At 58.8% G+C, this 17,940-nt stretch carries 16 protein-coding genes; 12 read left to right on the forward strand and 4 right to left on the reverse strand.

The genetic code is table 11. The features are described 5' to 3' along the window. Nucleotides 1-52: 52 nt before the first annotated feature. Nucleotides 53-1,495, forward strand: coding sequence for a phenylacetate--CoA ligase family protein (locus QFZ36_RS06165; protein ID WP_306634757.1), 1,443 nt, complete (start codon nucleotides 53-55; stop codon nucleotides 1,493-1,495). Between the two features lie 138 nt (nucleotides 1,496-1,633). Here the strand turns inward: QFZ36_RS06165 and glmM are convergent, their stop codons facing one another. Next, nucleotides 1,634-2,995 (reverse strand): phosphoglucosamine mutase, encoded by a 1,362-nt coding sequence (gene glmM / locus QFZ36_RS06170; RefSeq protein ID WP_306634759.1) that lies wholly within the window; start codon nucleotides 2,993-2,995, stop codon nucleotides 1,634-1,636. A 132-nt stretch (nucleotides 2,996-3,127) separates the two neighbouring features. Next, nucleotides 3,128-4,219 carry an acyltransferase family protein gene (locus QFZ36_RS06175; protein WP_306634761.1) on the reverse strand — a complete coding sequence of 364 codons (1,092 nt, stop codon included), beginning with the start codon at nucleotides 4,217-4,219 and terminating at the stop codon, nucleotides 3,128-3,130. A 204-nt stretch (nucleotides 4,220-4,423) separates the two neighbouring features. Between QFZ36_RS06175 and QFZ36_RS06180 the strand changes: the two genes are divergently transcribed. The 3 genes from QFZ36_RS06180 to QFZ36_RS06190 are packed head-to-tail and all read left to right on the forward strand — an operon-like array spanning nucleotide 4,424 to nucleotide 9,409. Beyond that, nucleotides 4,424-5,662, forward strand: coding sequence for a bifunctional glycosyltransferase family 2/GtrA family protein (locus QFZ36_RS06180; protein WP_306634763.1), 1,239 nt, complete (start codon nucleotides 4,424-4,426; stop codon nucleotides 5,660-5,662). Further along, a complete protein-coding gene (locus tag QFZ36_RS06185; RefSeq protein WP_306634765.1) occupies nucleotides 5,659-7,542 on the forward strand; it encodes an ArnT family glycosyltransferase in 1,884 nt (627 codons plus the stop codon). The genes QFZ36_RS06180 and QFZ36_RS06185 overlap by 4 nt, the downstream gene beginning before the upstream one ends. After that, nucleotides 7,505-9,409 carry an ArnT family glycosyltransferase gene (locus QFZ36_RS06190; protein ID WP_306634766.1) on the forward strand — a complete coding sequence of 635 codons (1,905 nt, stop codon included), beginning with the start codon at nucleotides 7,505-7,507 and terminating at the stop codon, nucleotides 9,407-9,409. The genes QFZ36_RS06185 and QFZ36_RS06190 overlap by 38 nt, the downstream gene beginning before the upstream one ends. Before the next feature lie 120 nt (nucleotides 9,410-9,529). Here the strand turns inward: QFZ36_RS06190 and rpsI are convergent, their stop codons facing one another. Both rpsI and rplM read right to left on the reverse strand, forming a co-directional pair. After that, complete coding sequence (gene rpsI / locus QFZ36_RS06195; protein ID WP_050684362.1) at nucleotides 9,530-10,036, reverse strand: 30S ribosomal protein S9; 507 nt, start codon at nucleotides 10,034-10,036, stop codon at nucleotides 9,530-9,532. 38 nt (nucleotides 10,037-10,074) lie between these two features. Further along, complete coding sequence (gene rplM, locus QFZ36_RS06200; protein WP_009358699.1) at nucleotides 10,075-10,518, reverse strand: 50S ribosomal protein L13; 444 nt, start codon at nucleotides 10,516-10,518, stop codon at nucleotides 10,075-10,077. 303 nt (nucleotides 10,519-10,821) lie between these two features. Here rplM and QFZ36_RS06205 point away from each other — a divergent pair, with 303 nt between their 5' ends. The 8 genes from QFZ36_RS06205 (at nucleotide 10,822) to QFZ36_RS06240 (ending at nucleotide 17,939) form a co-directional block, all read left to right on the forward strand. After that, nucleotides 10,822-11,478 carry a prepilin peptidase gene (locus QFZ36_RS06205; RefSeq protein ID WP_306634768.1) on the forward strand — a complete coding sequence of 219 codons (657 nt, stop codon included), beginning with the start codon at nucleotides 10,822-10,824 and terminating at the stop codon, nucleotides 11,476-11,478. Between the two features lie 279 nt (nucleotides 11,479-11,757). After that, nucleotides 11,758-11,964, forward strand: coding sequence for a Flp family type IVb pilin (locus QFZ36_RS06210; protein WP_306634770.1), 207 nt, complete (start codon nucleotides 11,758-11,760; stop codon nucleotides 11,962-11,964). Between the two features lie 96 nt (nucleotides 11,965-12,060). Then, entirely contained in the window at nucleotides 12,061-12,480 is a 420-nt protein-coding gene (locus QFZ36_RS06215) for a TadE family protein (protein ID WP_306634772.1), read from the forward strand. After that, a complete protein-coding gene (locus QFZ36_RS06220; protein WP_306634774.1) occupies nucleotides 12,468-13,499 on the forward strand; it encodes a TadE/TadG family type IV pilus assembly protein in 1,032 nt (343 codons plus the stop codon). The genes QFZ36_RS06215 and QFZ36_RS06220 overlap by 13 nt, the downstream gene beginning before the upstream one ends. An 18-nt stretch (nucleotides 13,500-13,517) precedes the next feature. Next, entirely contained in the window at nucleotides 13,518-14,309 is a 792-nt protein-coding gene (cpaB, locus tag QFZ36_RS06225; RefSeq protein ID WP_306634776.1) for a Flp pilus assembly protein CpaB, read from the forward strand. Next, entirely contained in the window at nucleotides 14,306-15,511 is a 1,206-nt protein-coding gene (locus QFZ36_RS06230; RefSeq protein WP_306634777.1) for an AAA family ATPase, read from the forward strand. The genes cpaB and QFZ36_RS06230 overlap by 4 nt, the downstream gene beginning before the upstream one ends. A 128-nt stretch (nucleotides 15,512-15,639) precedes the next feature. Continuing rightward, nucleotides 15,640-16,986, forward strand: a complete 1,347-nt coding sequence (locus QFZ36_RS06235) for a CpaF family protein (RefSeq protein WP_373427074.1) — start codon at nucleotides 15,640-15,642, stop codon at nucleotides 16,984-16,986. A gap of 176 nt (nucleotides 16,987-17,162) precedes the next feature. After that, nucleotides 17,163-17,939 (forward strand): type II secretion system F family protein, encoded by a 777-nt coding sequence (locus QFZ36_RS06240; RefSeq protein WP_306634781.1) that lies wholly within the window; start codon nucleotides 17,163-17,165, stop codon nucleotides 17,937-17,939. The last annotated feature ends 1 nt before the right edge of the window (nucleotide 17,940 follow it).

Raw genomic sequence — 17,940 nt, forward strand, 5'->3', positions numbered from 1 at the left:
CGAACCTTTCCGGTGGACCGCCGGGCGGTGGAGGGCGTGGCGGACCTTTGAAATGGCGGCCAAACGAGTGCCTGCCTATCGCGAGTTCCTCGCCGAACATGGGGTACCTGTAAAGCTCTCCCTCAGAGGCAATACCCTTACGCAGGCGTTCGCAGGGCTCCCGGAAATGGATAAGGACAGCTATATCAAGCGCTGGACCATTCCTGCCCGCAGCGTGGGTGGCGTTCTTCCCCGCCACGGTGTCGTAGTGGATGAATCGTCCGGAAGCTCTGGTGTTCCCACCAGCTGGGTGCGTGGCCTGGAGGAACGCCTCGCCACTCGGCAGTTGCTCCAGGTTGGTTTTTCGCGGACTGCTGAGACGCTCAAGAAGCAACCGTTCGTGCTCAACTGCTTCTCCCTTGGCGCATGGGCAACGGGGATGAACGTCAGCACTTCTCTCACGGACGTCACAATGATCAAATCCATCGGGCCGGACCGTGACAAGGTCATCGCCACGATGCTCGAATTCGGGACGGACTACACCTACATCATCCTCAGTTACCCGCCCTTCCTGAAGGCTTTGTTCGAAGATGAACGCATCGATTGGGAAGACTACGACATCGTCGCGGCGTTCGGTGGCGAGGGCATCAGCGAGAACATGCGCGGGCACATCACAAAGTACGCCCACAGCGCTTTCGGCTCCTACGGGGCCTCCGACCTGGAAATCAACATTGCAATAGAGACTGACTACACAGTGGCGCTCCGTCAGGCCATCGCCGCGGATCCGGCGCTGTCGGCGCGGCTCACCAAGCAGGACGAGTACGGTGTGCTCCCGATGATCTTCCAGTTCAACCCCTACGACTACCTCCTTGAAACAAATGCGGATGGCGAACTGATCGTCACGATCGTACGGAAAGAGAACGTCAACCCGCGCATCCGCTACAACATCCATGACCGCGGGCACGTGCTGCGCGTCCGCGACCTCAACGCCGTACTCAAGGAATTCGGACTCGACCACATCATTCGCCAACAGTTCCTCGATTTGCCCTTGCTGTTCCATTACGGCAGGAGCGACCTGTCCGTCGACTTCAACGGCGCGGTTGTTGCACCGGATGCCCTCCGGGACGTCCTCAGCAGCGACCGCAGGCTTCTCGCAGCCGTAGAAAACCACCGACTTGTTAGTTTCGAGGACGAGCAAGGAAACCGGCAGCTGCACATCGCGCTGCAGCTCACCGCAAAAGCCACCCAAGAGCGCACCTTGGACCGGGTCGCGTACAGGAACTACATCCTTGCGCAACTGAGAGAGATGAACGGCGATTTCAACAACGCGATCCTCACATCACCCGAGACAAGCTTGCCCACGGTTGCGTTCTATCCGCTGCGAACCGGCCCGTTCAAGTCTGACGGCGCAAAACTCAAAAACGAGTACGTTTGGCAACTCGGCCCCTCAGCTCCCCAAGACTGGGCCCTGGACCTAACCTTCCGAGCCCAGAAGAATTCCGCAACCGCTCCCTGAAACGTGGGATGACGTTTTGCAACGCCCCCTGCCAGCGTCTGCACCACCAGGCATCAGGCTGTTGGCTTGCCGCTCTTCGGTTACTTAAACCAGCGGGCCGTCTCCTGATGGAGACGGCCCGCTTTGCGTTGGTACTGGTTACTCGCTGACGAGCTCCAGGGCGAGTTCGGAACGGACCACCTGGGCCAAGTGTTCCGCAATGGACTGAGCCGTCTCTTCGTCTGCAGCTTCCACCATAACCCGGACCACGGGTTCGGTGCCGGAGGGGCGGAGGAGAACGCGGCCGGTGTCACCCAGCGCAGCTTCCGCCGCGGCCACGGCCTGGGCCAGGACTTCGTTGCTGCCTGCCTTGGTGCGGTCCACACCTTTGACGTTGATGAGAACCTGGGGAAGCTTGGTCATCACGGTGGCGAGTTCCTTGAGCGGTTTCCCGGTCAGGGCTATCTGGGCAGCAAGCTGCAGGCCGGTGAGGACGCCGTCGCCGGTGGTGGCATGGTCGGCGAAGATCACGTGGCCGGACTGTTCGCCGCCCAGGTTGAAGCCGCCGTCGCGCATTTCCTCGAGAACGTACCGGTCCCCCACGGCGGTTTCGCGGATGCTGATGCCGGCTTCCCGGAGGGCGATCTTCAGGCCGAGGTTGCTCATCACGGTGGCCACGAGGACATCGTCCCTCAGCTTGCCTGATGCTTTGAGGGCGACCGCGAGGATGGCCATAATCTGGTCACCGTCCACCTCAGTCCCCTCATGGTCCACTGCGAGGCAGCGGTCGGCATCGCCGTCGTGGGCGATGCCAAGGTCTGCGCTGTACTTCAAGACCGCTTCCTTGAGGGGCCCCAGGTGGGTTGAGCCGACGCCGTCGTTGATGTTGTGGCCGTCCGGGTCAGCACCGATGACAATGACGTTCGCGCCAGCGTCCTTGAAGACCTGGGGTGAGCAGCCACTGGCGGCACCGTGGGCGCAGTCGAGGACGACGGTGAGGCCGTCCAGGTTGTGCGGCAGCGTCTGGAGGAGGTGGACGATGTAGCGGTCCTCGGCGTCCGAGAAGCGCTGGATGCGGCCTACGTCCGCGCCGACCGGCCGCACTGCTTCCTTGGACATCTGGGCCTCGATGGCGTCCTCCACCTCGTCGGGCAGCTTCTGGCCGCCTCGAGCGAAGAACTTGATGCCGTTGTCCGGTGCGGGGTTGTGCGAGGCGGAGATCATCACCCCAAAATCCGCGTCCAGGTCGGCCACGAGGTAGGCGGCTGCGGGAGTGGGGAGGACGCCGGCGTCGTACACGTCAACGCCCGAGCTGGAGAGCCCGGCCTCCACGGCGGCGGCGATGAACTCGCCGCTGGCGCGCGGGTCGCGGGCCACCACGGCGCGCGGCCGGGAGCCGTTGGAGTTGCGGTCGTGGCCGAGCACGACGGCGGCCGCCTGGGCCAGCTGCATCGCCAGCTCCGCGGTCAACAGACCGTTCGCCAGCCCCCGGACACCATCAGTTCCAAATAATCTAGACACCGGTCAAGTGTATGGGATGCGGCTCTTCTACCCGCGGCCGGGATCAAAAGGTGCCCAAGAATTCGGGCCGACACGAGGACGGTTCATATGTCATTGCGTGAGGATCTCCGGCAACGACTCATTTCGGCACGGCTAGCGTCGTGCCACTGCGGCGGCCTTCGCGGAGCGCATGCGATCCGTGATGATTTGGCCAGCGCCGCCCGCCAACCGCTGGCTCGGCCTTTCCACCAGACGGAAGAAGATCTCGGCTGCCAGCAGCGACAAGGGGAAGGCGATGAGTGCGACGTACAAGGGGTTTGTCGCGTGAAGAAGGAAGGCGACGGACACAACGATCGGTTCATGGACCAAGTAGAGGCTGAATGACCGTATTCCTAGCCAGTGAATCACGGAATTATTGCCTATTGCGATTGTTGGCGACCACGCGATGAATGCAAAGATCAGCAGTGCGCCGCCAATGGAAGCCGTGGCGATGAAAACCGGCAGCTGAGGGAAAAGCCACTGCGAACACAGCAGAACTATGGATGCGACAAGCAGGCCGGCCCATCCGAAGGCTCCTACTTTCCCTCCCCACCGCTCCAAGACATCGCGCCTTGCGGCCATGAGAACACCGACTCCGAACATCGGAAGGTATACCGGAAGCGCCACGTACAGCAGGTTCCCGACCGCGATAAAGAGAAAAAGGCCCACAATGCCGGGAACCCACGTGCGCCGCACGCGAATGGCGACCACGACGTAAAGGGGCAAAAGTAGAGAAAAAAGCATCTCCCACTGGAGCGACCAGAGCGGCGAGTTGAGCGAACCGGCACCTCGTAGCAAGAAGGCATCAACGAGTACATTAGACGCCTCATCATGCAGGTTCACCCACGAGCTGAGTTCTGGGCTCGCCACCCGCGGAACTGTCCAGGCCATCAGTAGCGCGAGAATCAGGGAAGCCCAGACGGGTAAATAGATCCTGACCATACGCTTCGGGAAGTAGGCCCGCCATCGTGGTCGAGAGGCGCCAGTAAAGGGAATAGTCAGGACGAATCCTGACAGGATGAAGAAAACGTAAACTGCTTCTTTGCCGGCCCAGAGCAGGTGAAGCGGTGTGAAAGTTGCCCACCAGACCCACCAGTCCATCGGTGCCACGCCGCCGCTTTCGATAGCTCCAACAAGCTGCGGCGATACGAGGAGGCAGTGGTGTATGAGCACTACCAGCGCGGCAAGGCCCCTCAACCCATTCAAGCGCAGTGTAGCGCGAGTGTACGCGGATGTTTTCGGACTCCCCCATGCGCCAACATTAGGGTCCGGGCGAATTCGTGCACCTCAGTAGTGACTACGTGTATCCCAGCACACCCATAAACGTGGACTACTTGGTTTTTTGAGCGGGTACTTGTCTTTCGTGAAAAGCCTCGCCACCGGTCATGAACCACCCCTACCATTCGATGCATGACACCTAGCTATGGGGGCTTGGCGCTCGAAATTGTGGTACCGGTTTTCAATGAGGAAGCCGTACTCAAAAACAGCATCTCAAGGCTCGCCGAATATCTGACGCTCGAAATGCCGTCGACGTGGAAAATCACTATTGCGGACAATGCAAGCACCGACCGAACCCCGGAGATTGCTGCTCGACTCAGCGAGCAATTGCCCAACGTCGAGTACCGCCGTCTGGAAGTAAAGGGACGAGGGTACGCTCTCCGGGATGCCTGGGGAGCTTCTGAGGCAAAAGTTCTTGCCTACTTGGATGTAGACCTATCGACTGACCTCGCTGCGCTTCCGCCTTTGGTGGCGCCCCTCCTGTCAGGGCACTCCGATATTTCTATAGGCACCCGATTGGGACAGAGCTCTCGGGTCAGCCGCGGTGCTAAGCGGGAATTCATTTCGCGTTCGTACAATTTCCTGCTGCGTCGGACCATGCAGGTGCGCTTTTCGGATGCGCAGTGTGGCTTTAAGGCAATTCGGGCGGATGTGGCAAAACGCTTGCTTCCACATGTTGAGGACAATGGCTGGTTCTTTGATACTGAGCTGCTCATCATTGCGGAACGTTCTGGACTCCGTATCCACGAAATTCCGGTGGACTGGATCGACGATCCCGACAGCCGGGTAGATATCAAGCAGACAGCTTACGACGACCTCCGAGGAATGGTCCGGGTGGCCAGCTCGCTAATAAAAGGGTTAATTCCAGTTCAGGCGATTTACGCCGAGCTCGGCCGGCGCCCCATCGTGCCGCCTGGCCGTCCCAGCTTCTTCGGGCAAGTTATCCGGTTTGGCCTCGTTGGTGTTGTCTCCACGCTCGCTTTCGCACTGCTCTATCTGGTGCTCCAAGGTCCGTTCGGCGCCCAGCAGGCCAACTTTCTAGCCCTGCTCATGACAGCTGTCGGTAACACGGCCGCCAACCGACGATTCACATTTGGCATCAGCGGACCGGCCAAATTGATTACCCAGCAATTCCAGGGTTTGGTCGTATTTTTGATGGCTTGGGGAATTAGTTCATCGTCGCTTCTTGTACTCCATGCAGTCAACGGCGACGCCTCACCTAGCTCGGAGCTGCTAACCCTGACGGCCGCCAACATCTTCGCAACGCTGATGCGGTTCGTTCTACTCCGGATCTGGGTCTTCCGAGTACGACTCAGTGCAGGCCGGTCCGCGGTGCTTGCGCTCCGCCCAGCAGGACAGTCCGTTCGTTGAGCGTCACCGAGGCGAGCCGCACAGCCGCTGCGCTTGCCGTGCGCGCTGCCCACAGGCCACTGCGGTGGGAGCAGTTTGGACTTGCAGTTCTCCTGGTGGCGACGTCCGTGACGTTCCTGTGGGGGTTGGACCGCAATGGCTGGGCGAACCCGTACTACTCCGCGGCGGCCCAAGCAGGTTCCCAGGACTGGAAAGCATTCTTCTTCGGATCCCTCGATGCCGGCAACCTCATTACCATCGACAAACCGCCGCTCAGCATCTGGATCATGTCGCTCTCCGTCCGGCTCTTCGGACTCAACTCCTGGGCTCTTCTAGTCCCCCAAGCCCTCATGGGTATCGCCACAACGTGGCTGATCTACAAAATCATTCGCCGCAGCCACCCCACCGCCCCAGCGTTACTGGGCGGCCTGATCTACGCAAGCACCCCCGTGGTGTTTCTAATGTCACGGTTCAACAACCCTGAGCCATTGATGGGACTCCTGACAGCTGCCGCGGTCTATTTCACACTCAGGGCCATGGATGATAACCACTGGGTCTGGTACCTGCTGGCAGGCGCCGCTCTGGGCCTCGGGTTCATGGCAAAGCAGATCCAGGCATTCCTCGTTATTCCCGCACTAGTACTTACTGTGCTTCTGTTCGGAGCGGGCACCTTGGGCTCCCGATTTGTCCGGCTGTTGGCCGCGCTCACAACATTGATTATCGCCGGCGGTTGGTGGATGGCCGTGGTGGATCTGACTCCGGCCGGGAACCGGCCTTACGTTGGCGGCTCTGCAACGAACAGCATGCTGGAATTGACTCTCGATTACAACGGGCTGGCACGCTTTCTCCGGTTTGGCGCAGACCCTCAGTCCGGAAGACCAGTCCCGCTAGCCTTATCGGAAGCCATTTACGACGGCGGCCCCGGTCGCCTCTTCAATGCGAATTTTGCACCCGAAGGTGCGTGGCTGCTTTTCACTGCGCTGATTTCCGCTCTGGCCCTGATTCTGCTCTGGCGGCAGTCCGGCAACGGCGGTCCAGCAACACGTCTAATGACCGTTGGTGTCGTTTGGCTGGTCTCCGTCTACGTTGTCGTGAGCTACATGGGCACGATGACTCACTCTTACTACATATTTTCAGTCGCGGCTCCGGTGGCGATCGTAGTCCCTCTGGGGCTCAATCTGCTATGGAATCAACGGCAGAGGTTAGTCCCCCGGATGATTGGCGCCGTTCTTGTTGCCGGGACCGGATACATAGGATTCCGGATTTTCCAGTACAGCAACGAGTGGGGGTTCTGGCCGCTCGTTGTAGTTTGTACAACCTGCCTTGCGTCTGCCGCGTGGCTAGCCCCCAAAAAAACGATCCCTCGTACGATGACTTTAGCGCTAGTAACGGTAGCAATAGTAATGTCGCCAGTTTCAACCGACATGATCACGTTGTCGAAACCCCAGTCGGGGACAAATCCCCTATCAGGGCCAACGAGCAACAACGCTAATGCACTTTCTGCTCATCTTGATGCTGCCCGCCTCGGGAATCCACCCTTGGCACGCCACATGGGATTCGGCGTTCAGCCTTCAACGAATGTAACGACGCTACTCAAGGAAGCAGGCAATTCGAAATGGGCGGCCGCAACTTATACGGCGCAAAATGCCGCTCAGTATCAGCTCGCATCGCAAAGACCCGTAGTTGCGCTGGGTGGGTGGCTTGGTCATGATCCAGCACCTACATTTGAACGGTTCAAGATGCTTGTTGAGGAAAGAGAGATCGGTTACTTCATCTGGCAGCAACCGATCGTGGATGGAGTACCGCTTGGAAGGGATGCCGCCGCCATTACTGATTGGGTCCAGGCCAATTTCAAGGCGAAGGATGTTGACGGTGTCAGAATCTACGATCTTAGAAAATAAAGGCCCGGTTAGCGTAGGCGAAGATCCCGGGGGGCTTCGCCGAACTATTTGGGAGGCCGGCACCCTGGTCGTCATCCTGCTCGCAGCCGCCGTCCTTTATGTCTGGGGATTGGCTGGGAACGGCTGGGCTAACGCATATTACTCCGCTGCCGTCCAAGCTGGGCTTCATGACCCCGTCTCGTACTTCTTCGGATCCGCGGACTGGGGAAACTCCGTATCAGTCGATAAGCCGCCTCTGAGTCTGTGGATCGTGGGACTGTCCGTCCGCATCTTTGGGCTGAACACGTGGGCCCTGCTGCTCCCTCAAGCCGCGATGACGATGGGGAGTACCTTTTTGATCTACCGTTTGGCCCGGAGATATTTGCCCGCCCACGCCGCACTCCTTTCTGGCGCCGTTTTTGCCACCACGCCCATCACCGTTCTGCTGGCACGATACAACAACCCCGATCCATTGATGGTGTTGATGATGCTCTCGGCGCTTTATGCAGGGATGCGGGCCACAGAATCGGGACGAGTCCGATGGCTATACGTGGCGGCGGGATTCCTTACCCTCGGATTCCTTACGAAACAACTTCAGGCATTCATGGTGTTGCCAGCTATCGTATTGGTCTACTGCCTCTACATCCGAAAGTCCTGGAAGCAGCGGACCGTCGCACTTGCCATGGCTGGTCTCCTTCTGGCTGCAGGCTCCATGTCTTTGCCGATCGCCGTGGACCTCTCACCTCCTGGCTCGCGCCCATATGTGGGGGGTTCAATGACCAACAGCATGCTTGAACTGACGCTCGGTTACAACGGAATTGACCGCATCATGCAAAAGGATGACGGTCGGTCTGCGGCGCTGACACCTCAAGAATTCCAGGGCGATGCTTCGGACGCGGGCCCGTTTCGCCTATTCAACTCAAACTACGGCCAAGAGTCCGGCTGGCTGTTGCTGCCTGCATTCATGGTCTGCGTCGTTATCGTTGCCCAAGCGCTTCGGCGGCGCAGCACCGTCACCCCGGTCTTCGCCTTGGGCGTAGCGGTCTGGATGCTCACGACATACTTCGTGCTCAGTTTCATGGGTAACAGCATCCATTCGTATTACACGGCTGCGATTGCGGCGCCTCTGGCTCTTTGTATCGGCATAGGCAGCCACATGCTCATTTCATCATCCAGGTCGATGCGGTGGCGCATCGGAAGCGCCGCGGTGGTGGTGTTGAGCGCCATTTTCTCAAACGCAATGTGGCAACTGAGTGATTCCTATCCAGAAGCCGCAGGAAGGGCATTGTTGATGGCCGGTCTGGCCGCCGGTGCAGTGCTCTCCGTTCCAGCCCCTTTCACGTGGGCGAAGCCCGCTGCGGCGTCGCTGGGCATCGCTAGCCTGCTTGTTGGACCCCTCGTGTGTTCATTCCTTACCCTGTCCAATCCGCAGCAGGGCTCGAACCCCCTTTCCGGAGGGCTCACGCGAAGCCCAACCAGCCTCAGCCGCTTCCTAGACGAGGTGAAGAAGAATAATCCCCCGGCTGTTACCGGACTGGCCATCGGCGTTACCCCAAGCGCGGCAGTGGCCGAATATCTCAGGAACGCTCCGCCAGGCTGCACGTGGGTCGCGGCTACATATCCAGGACAGACTGCTGCACGCTTCCAACTGGACTTGGGGCGGCCAGTCATGCCACTCAGCGGATTTGCGGCGATGGACCCCAGCCCAACAATCGGCCAATTCAAGGAGCTGGTCGAAGCCAACCGCCTTTGCTATCTGGTTGTGCAACCCGAGCAGCTCAGGGTGCCTGGGACCAGCGGCGAGCTCTTGGCGATCCATAAGTGGGTCACTGAGAACTTCAAGGCCGAACAGATTGACGGCGTGACCATCTACGACCTCCATGGATAGAAACATCCTATAAACCTGAAGCAGCAGCACCGCCGTGCGCCGGCTCGACGGCCGTTTTCCAAGGTCCATAACAAAAGCCCGCCCCGCCGAATGGCGGGACGGGCTTCTGTGCAAGCGGATTTAGCGCTTGGAGTACTGCTGAGCCTTACGGGCCTTCTTAAGACCGGCCTTCTTACGCTCGATGACGCGGGCGTCACGGGAGAGGTAACCGGCCTTCTTCAGGGTGGCGCGGTTGTTCTCGACGTCGATCTCGTTCAGCGAACGGGCGATGCCGAGGCGCAGGGCACCGGCCTGGCCCGAGATGCCGCCACCGTGGATACGGGCGATGACGTCGTAGGCGCCTTCGAGATCAAGGATCTTGAAGGGCTCGTTGACGTCCTGCTGGTGCAGCTTGTTCGGGAAGTAGTTGTCCAACGCGCGGCCGTTGATGGTCCACTTGCCGGAGCCGGGGACAACGCGGACGCGTGCAACGGCTTCCTTGCGGCGGCCAACAGCTGCGCCGGCAACGGTCAGGGCCGGACGCTCCTTCTTCGGCGCAGCGGCGTCAGCAGCTGAGCTTTCAGAGGTGTAGCTGGTCAGGGTTTCCTCGGCCTCGACGGCCTCGGTGGTCTCTTCGTTCTGAGCCACGGTTCTCCTTGTATAGATAAGTTGTTTGGTGGCCAGGACTACTGGGCGACCTGGGTGATTTCGAAAGTCTTGGGCTGCTGGGCGGCGTGCGGGTGCTCAGCACCGCGGTACACCTTCAGCTTGCCCAGCTGCTGTGCAGCGAGGGAGTTCTTGGGAAGCATGCCCTTGATGGCCTTCTCAACGGCGCGGACCGGGTTGGATTCCAGGAGTTCCGCGTAGTTGACGGAGGTCAGGCCGCCCGGGTAGCCGGAGTGGCGGTATGCGCGCTTCTGCTCCAGCTTGGCGCCGGTGAGGGCTACCTTTTCAGCGTTGATGATGATGACGAAGTCGCCCATGTCCATGTGGGATGCATAGGTGGCCTTGTGCTTGCCGCGCAGCAGGATTGCGGTCTGGCTTGCAAGACGACCAAGGACAACGTCTGTGGCGTCAATGACGTGCCACTGGCGGTTGATATCGCCGGGCTTCGGGGTGTACGTACGCACGGTGTTTGCCTCGTTCTTGTTCTGGCGTTCTTGTTTAGGTGTCACTAGCTCGTGCACCTACTGTCTGCGCGCTACCGGAACAGAGGTGAGGGCTCTATGTAACCAGTCATCCTGAGGTTCCGAATGTGCACGTTGAGTAGTCATCCTGCAACCGGATTCTCAAGCGGGCACGCACCATCGGAATAGGACACGCACAACGACTACCAAGATTAGCGCGTAAGGGGGTTCGGGGTCAAAATGGGGTAGCCGGAGGCGACTCAGCGCCTGCCGGCCTGGCGGACGCAGGGGGTCTCGGTGTTGGGAATGGGAAATGATGGTTCGCCCGAGTGGCTCTGGGTCCTTGGCGCCGGCGTCGCGGGGTTCATCCTCTCCCCCATTACCGAGATCCTTATCGCCAGGTGCATGCCCAGACTGGGCGAACTGCCCATTGTCCCCGTCAGAATCACGACGGCGGCACTTACCGCCCTCGTGTGCGCGGCCTTTGGTATGCGATTTGGAATGAGCTTTGCCCTGCCGGCTTTCATATTCCTGGGCGTGCTAAGCATACAACTCGCCAGGATTGACATTTCACTGCATTTGTTGCCCAATCCCCTTGTATTAGCCCTCCTCGCGGGGGGCTTCGTTTTGTTTCTGATACCGGGGGTATTTGGCAAGCAGGCTGATAACCTGCTGCGCGCGGCGCTCGGAGCCGTCATTTTGTTTCTTGGCTACCTTATTCTGGGACTAATCTCCCCCAGGGGCATCGGAATGGGCGACGTGAAGCTCGCTGCGCCCGTCGGCCTCTTTCTGGGATACCTAGGTTGGAGCCAAGTGCTCTATGGGGGACTCCTCGGATTCGTTCTGAATGGCCTAACTACAGTCGTGATCCTTAGCCGAAGAAGCCAGAATAGAGCGACAGAGGTGGCCCATGGCCCCTCGATGCTGAGCGCTACTGTGGCAACCGCCATCTTCCTCCTATAGCTAGGTCTGGCGGCCTTTCCGGCCTGCCCTTGGTCAGCTACGCCCCTCGATCCAAGTAGTCCGGCTAGTACCCATCTCCCTTTCTGAGTACTGACCCAACCCTTCGAGTACGTACTTCTGGTGCTTCTTGAAAAAGTCGAGTACCACTACGCATTGTTGCCCCTACCCCCCGAATGACAATCTCTTCTTAGCGAAATCCAGCCGCTAAAGATTTATGGGGGCAGCTGGAAATTCGTTGAAATCAATTCAATCCATTTCACCGAATTAAAGGAAAATACAATGACTTCTCTCATGGTCTCAATGACTGCTTTCATCGCCGGCATTAAGGATCGTTTTGAATCCGAAAAGGGTGCGACTGCAACTGAATACTCCCTGCTAATCGCATTCATCGCTTTCCTCATCATCGCCGGCGTCACCCTGTTCGGTAACGCCCTCAGCGACTGGTTCTCAACCCTCGGTTCGACCGTCACGGCTTGGACAGTCTGACCCATTCCAAGGCGTTGTACCGTGGGGGCCGCTTTTCGCCGGTGGCGGAGGCGGCCCCCACCCTCTTACAAGGCAGTACCTAATTCAGGGGGCACGTTGAGGAAGCGCGGAAAACGCAAAACAGAGCATTCGCTCGGCGCGGTCGCTGTCGAGTTTGCACTCGTAGCACCTGTTCTTCTCTTGTTGATCGCCGGCATTGTGGAGTTTGCCCACGGGTACAACATACAGATTTCTGTAACCCAAGCAGCGCGCGAAGCGGCGCGAAACTTTGCCATCACCAGCGATCTGACCGAGGCATCCAAGGCCGGAAGGGATGGTGCACCGGGCCTCACGCCGGCCAAATTTGCCTTCACCCCAAGTCTTTCAGCATGTGAAACAGGAAAGAACGTAACTATGACGGTCACGTACGCAGCAAACTCCATCACGGGATTTGCACTTGTAATGCAGGGTAAGTCCGTGGCGGTTGCGAAGAACTTCACGGTGACCGGAGTAGGAGCAATGGCATGCGGCGGTTAATTCCAGCGCGAAGAGTTGCGACCGGAAGTGACAACGAGCGGGGAGTAGCCGGCGTCCTGGTCGCGCTGATGATGCTCGTTCTTATTGGGGCCGGCGCCATGGCCGTCGACGTAGGACAGATTTACGCCGAAAGGGCGCAATTGCAAAACGGGGCAGACGCCGCTGCCTTGGCAGTTGCGTACAAATGCCATAAGTCCGGTTGTGACCAAGACAGCGCCAACACCATTGCAAAAGAACTTTCGAACGCAAACGCAAACGACGGCGGATCTAAGGTGCTTATCCCTGTTGAACTAGACGTAGAACATCAGGTGACCGTCCGAACATCAACGGCTCAAGGCAAAGACGGACCTGGCTTTCTCAGCAAAATGTTTGCCAGCGCCCTGCCTGCTCCAGCCGTAAACGTTGGAGCACACGCAACGGCGATCGTTGATTTCCCCTCCAGCGGCTCAGGGTTTCCGCTGGCATTGTCGGACAAGTGCTTCAACCTGTCCAAAGGCAGCCAAACCGCTCAAGTGCAAAAGATCTCCTACGCACCCGGTGGAACATGCACTGGCCCTTCTGGGACCCAGATTCCGGGCGGTTGGGGTTGGCTAGATCAAGACTCACCGTGCGTTGCCGATACGACTCTTGGCAGCAACCTCCTCGGCTCGGATCCAGGCAAAGACCCACCATTCGGATGCGCGGCAATTCTTCTGGAATGGAAGGCCACCATCCTTGCGGGCGGGGAAGTCAAGGTCGCCTTCCCTGTCTTCAGCGATGCCAGCAATAAAGGACAAAACGGATATTTCACGATTATTGGTTATGCAACTTTCAAAATATGGGGATGGAAGTTCGGACAGAACAAAGAATTTGAATTTCGGAATACAAAAGATGACCCGGATATGACCAACAGCCTTGCCTGTGACATACCGGCAAATCAGCGATGCATTATCGGCCAATTCGTCAAGTTCGATTCAATCAAATCCAGCGGCGGTGGCGGTAAAGACTTCGGCACCTCCGAGATCCGTCTGATCCACTAGAAGACAAAAGGGGATAAAGTGAAAACTCGCCTACTGGGAGGCATCGCGGCGCTGCTTGTGGCCATAATTGGGACCGTCTTATTGGTCACATATGTCCAGGGTGCAGACAAGCGGGCACTCGCCAACACAGAAACCGAAGACGTTTATGTTGTTCAGAAACCGATCGCGGCGGGAACGCCGGCCACTGAGCTGGGTGATGCAGTTCGCCGGCAGTCCGTCCCAAAGGCGGCGCTTGCGTCCGGAATCGTGACTGACATCGCTAACCTCGGCTCCAGGGTAACGGCCCTCACGCTGGTACCTGGTGAACAGTTATTGGACAGCCGCATGGTTGATCCGGGCTCATTTATGGGACCTGCCCGAGTAGCGGTACCTGACGGTATGCAGGAATTCACCCTTCGCCTACCGATCGAACGTGTCGCCGGTGGCAAGATCACCGCCGGCGATACGGCGGGTATCTTCATATCCCTGGACGAATCCTCCACCGATCCGGCGAACGGCGCAGTGACCACCAAATCCAGTGGGACGCAACTTACGTTCCACAAGGTTCTTGTGACGGCGGCCCAATTCAGCGACGGAGCCGCAGCGCAGCCCGAGTCCACAAACCAGTCCACGGCTTCCGATGGAGCCCTCACCAAAGCATCTGAGACTAAGAGTGACGGGACCTATCTCATTACGCTCGCCAGGAACTCCGTGGACGCTGAGAAGATCATTTACGCCGTCGAATACGGCAAGGTCTATCTCTCCAAGGAGCCCGCTGATGCGGCGGAAGGCAATGCCGGTGTTGTTGACAAGACGAAGGTGTTCCGATGAGCCGTTTTGTAGCCATCACGTCAGATGCTGACTTCGAGAGGCGAGTACGTCTAGCTGCTGCTGGCATGCGCGGGTCACTCCACCACTTCAACGCCGACTATCTTCCGGAGAGCCCCGACGAAGTGCTCCGTCAGTTGGTAGGCGAGCCCCCCGAAATCTTCGTTCTAGGACCCGGCCTTCCAATTGCTGACTCCCTAAAGTTCGCAGCCGTCCTGGACCTCCAGTACCCGGAGATCAGCGTCGTTCTGGTCGCCGACGAGGATCCGGAGGTGGTAATCCAAGCCTTGCGCGCCGGCGTCAGGGACGTGGTGCGCCCGGACTCGGACGTGGACACGCTACGCATCATCATGGAGCGCGCCAGTCTCGCAGCCGCCGGACGCCGTCGAGGTCTCATGCCGAGCAGCTCCGAACATCAGGAACACGATCGCGGCGGCCGCATCGTCGCAGTCATGTCCCCGAAAGGTGGTGTGGGCAAAACAACGATCGCCACAAACCTCGCCGTGGGGCTCGGCAAGACGTACCCGATGGGCGTGGTTATCGTCGATCTGGATCTGCAGTTCGGCGATGTGGCCAGCGGCCTCCTAGTGGAGCCTGAACACACCATTACCGAAGCGGTGGTGGGCGCCGCTAGCCAAGATTCGATGGTCCTCAAAACATACCTGAGCGTTCACCCTGCCGGCATCTATGCTTTGTGCGGACCCCGGAATCCGATTGAGATGGATAAGATCTCAGGCGAGCATGTGTCTCATCTTCTGACGCAACTCCAACAGGAATTTCAGTTCGTCATTGTAGACACCGCGCCGGGACTGGGAGAGCACGTGCTTGCCACCCTCGAGCTGGCCACCGATGCCGTCTGGGTCTGCGGTATGGACATTCCGAGCATTCGTGGATTGAGGACCGGAATCAAGATCCTGTCCGAACTCGATCTGTTGCCTGAACGCAGGCATGTTGTCCTCAACATGGCCGACCGCAGAGCGGGCCTCTCGCTCCAGGATGTGGAGGCCACGATCGGCGCTCCCGTCGACGTTGTCCTGCCCCGGTCACGTAGCCTTCCCTTCTCAACAAACAAGGGGGTCCCCCTTCTCCAGGATGGCACTCGCGACCCCGCCACTAAGGGCTTGCGGCAATTGGTGGATCGGTTCAAACCGGATTGGGAAGCCAGACCACACAAAAAGCTCCACAGAAGGGCGGTAGTACAGTGAACCTCGCACGCCGGCTCGAACAGCTGAGGGGCAGCAACATAGATGCTGCCAATACCGCAATTGCCGAAACGCATTCTGCTGAGAGTGTCTATGCTGCACCGGCCACGTTGGGCAAGATCCATGAAGCTATGGCAGCGGAGACGGCGAGCTCCGTGCAAGTTCTGGAGCTGCCCCAAACTGCGGCCAATGCCAGTGAAGCACTTGGAGCGCTGAAGGAGCGCGCCAGCCAGGCACTTTTCGAACGCCTGGGCTCGCGCATCACCGACTCGTCTTTGGAAGACACGGAACTTCACCAGTACGTGAAAGACGAGCTCAAGATCGTCGTCGACGAGGAGCAGGTCCCCCTCTCGAGCAGTGAGCGGCAGCGGCTCATCCGCGAAATTACGGATGATGTCCTGGGCCATGGACCAATCCAGCGCTTCCTTGACGACCCCTCAGTCACCGAAGTGATGGTGAACCGCTTTGATCAGGTTTACATCGAGCGCGGTGGACAGCTCCATAAGACGGATGTGAAGTTCACTTCAGACGAGGCTCTGCGTCGTGTCATCGAACGCATCGTCTCCAGGATCGGACGGCGCATTGATGAATCCTCGCCGCTAGTCGACGCACGCCTGGCTGACGGCTCTCGTGTCAATGCGATCATTCCGCCGTTGGCCGTCAACGGGCCCGCCCTGACGATTCGAAAATTTGGCGGGGATGCCCTGACTGTTCAAAAGCTGATCTCCTATGGCAGCCTCTCGCCAGAAATGGCTGAACTATTGCAGGCGTGCGTGCTTGCACGGATGAACATTATTGTGTCCGGCGGTACGGGCACCGGCAAGACGACGTTGCTGAATGCACTGTCATCCTTCATTCCGGCTTCGGATCGAATCGTCACCATCGAAGATGCTGTTGAGCTCCAGTTGCAGCAAGACCACGTCATTCGACTTGAAAGCCGGCCTCCGAATATTGAAGGCAAGGGTGAAATCGCTATCCGTGACCTGGTGCGAAACTCCCTTCGGATGAGGCCCGACCGTATTGTGGTGGGCGAAGTCCGGGGTGGTGAGTGCCTGGACATGCTGCAGGCGATGAACACCGGTCACGATGGCTCGCTCTCCACTGTCCACGCTAACTCGCCTCGTGACGCCATCTCCCGCCTCGAGACTCTCGTACTGATGGCCGGAATGGACATCCCGCTTCGCGCCGTGCGGGAGCAGGTATCTTCAGCCGTGAACTTGATTGTTCACATTTCGCGTCTCCGCGACGGGTCGCGTCGAATTACCCATATCACCGAGGTTCAGGGCATGGAAGGAGAGATCGTAACTCTCCAGGACGCCTTCGTCTTCGACTACTCGGCTGGGGTCGACGCGAACGGCAAGTTCCTCGGCAAACCAGTTCCCACCGGCGTTCGGCCACGGTTCACCGATAGGTTCATAGAACTTGGCATTCACATCTCACCGAACGTTTTCGGTGCGGCTGCAGCCAGGGGGCGGTAGCGGTGCTGCCTGAATTACCTTCAGGAATCCTAGTCACTGGACTAGTCCTCGTTTACGTTGCGGCCGGACTCGTATTCACCGTCGTCCTTAAGCCGAAGCAGGGCGTGCCTCTTTCAAGGCGCAGGCCAGACGCCGAGGATAGGCCGTCCGGTCTGACAAGGCTTACGGCTCAGGCAGTGGGCCGCCTGAACAAGCGACTCAGACGGCGTGGAACAGGACGTCTCTCAGTTGAGCGGTTCGAGCAGGCCGGTCTGAAGCGGCAACCTGGCGACTACCTCCTGCTGGCCGGAGCGATCACTTTCACCACCACCGTCATTGGTTTCCTCATGGGCGGACTCTTCATGGCACTGATGTTTTGCTTGGCCACGCCAGCCGGCCTTTACGCGCTATTGAACCTGCTTCGCTCGCGTCGGCGGCGTAAATTCGACGATCAGGTGCCGGACACACTGCAAATGTTCACGGGCGGTCTTCGCGCGGGCCACAGCTTGCTCCGTTCCATCGATGCCGCCGCGCAGGAGAATCAGGCACCGATGTCCGAGGAACTCAGCAGGATAGTGAACGAAACAAGAATCGGTCGAGACCTCGGAGAATCAATTACAGATGTTGCCGAGCGGACTCAGAGCGAAGACTTCCACTGGATCGCCCAAGCTATTGATATCCATCGCGAAGTAGGCGGCGACCTCGCTGAAGTTCTTGATCACCTGGGTGAAACCATTCGTGACCGCAACCAACTTCGGGGGCAAGTTCGAGCACTTAGTGCTGAAGGCCGAATGTCGGCCATAGTCCTCATGGCTCTCCCCATCGTCATGTTTTTTGGACTCCTATTCACGAATGAGCTATTTGCCCATACCTTCACGGCCACCGTGCCGGGATACATCATGATCGCAGCAGTCATCGTCTTGTTGAGCGCTGGCGGGTTCTGGCTCAACCGGCTCATTCAGCCGAAGTTCTAGG

Origin of the sequence: Pseudarthrobacter siccitolerans (genome assembly GCF_030823375.1) — a bacterium.
Lineage (GTDB): Bacteria > Actinomycetota > Actinomycetes > Actinomycetales > Micrococcaceae > Arthrobacter > Arthrobacter siccitolerans_A.

Excerpts from the sequence above, each read along its gene's own strand:
- QFZ36_RS06190 (WP_306634766.1), top strand. The coding sequence starts at position 7,505 with ATGTTGACGGTGTCAGAATCTACGATCTTAGAAAATAAAGGCCCGGTT.
- QFZ36_RS06165 (WP_306634757.1), top strand. The coding sequence starts at position 53 with ATGGCGGCCAAACGAGTGCCTGCCTATCGCGAGTTCCTCGCCGAACAT.
- QFZ36_RS06220 (WP_306634774.1), top strand. The coding sequence starts at position 12,468 with ATGCGGCGGTTAATTCCAGCGCGAAGAGTTGCGACCGGAAGTGACAAC.
- QFZ36_RS06205 (WP_306634768.1), top strand. The coding sequence starts at position 10,822 with ATGGGAAATGATGGTTCGCCCGAGTGGCTCTGGGTCCTTGGCGCCGGC.
- QFZ36_RS06180 (WP_306634763.1), top strand. The coding sequence starts at position 4,424 with ATGACACCTAGCTATGGGGGCTTGGCGCTCGAAATTGTGGTACCGGTT.
- QFZ36_RS06230 (WP_306634777.1), top strand. The coding sequence starts at position 14,306 with ATGAGCCGTTTTGTAGCCATCACGTCAGATGCTGACTTCGAGAGGCGA.
- QFZ36_RS06210 (WP_306634770.1), top strand. The coding sequence starts at position 11,758 with ATGACTTCTCTCATGGTCTCAATGACTGCTTTCATCGCCGGCATTAAG.
- QFZ36_RS06235 (WP_373427074.1), top strand. The coding sequence starts at position 15,640 with ATGGCAGCGGAGACGGCGAGCTCCGTGCAAGTTCTGGAGCTGCCCCAA.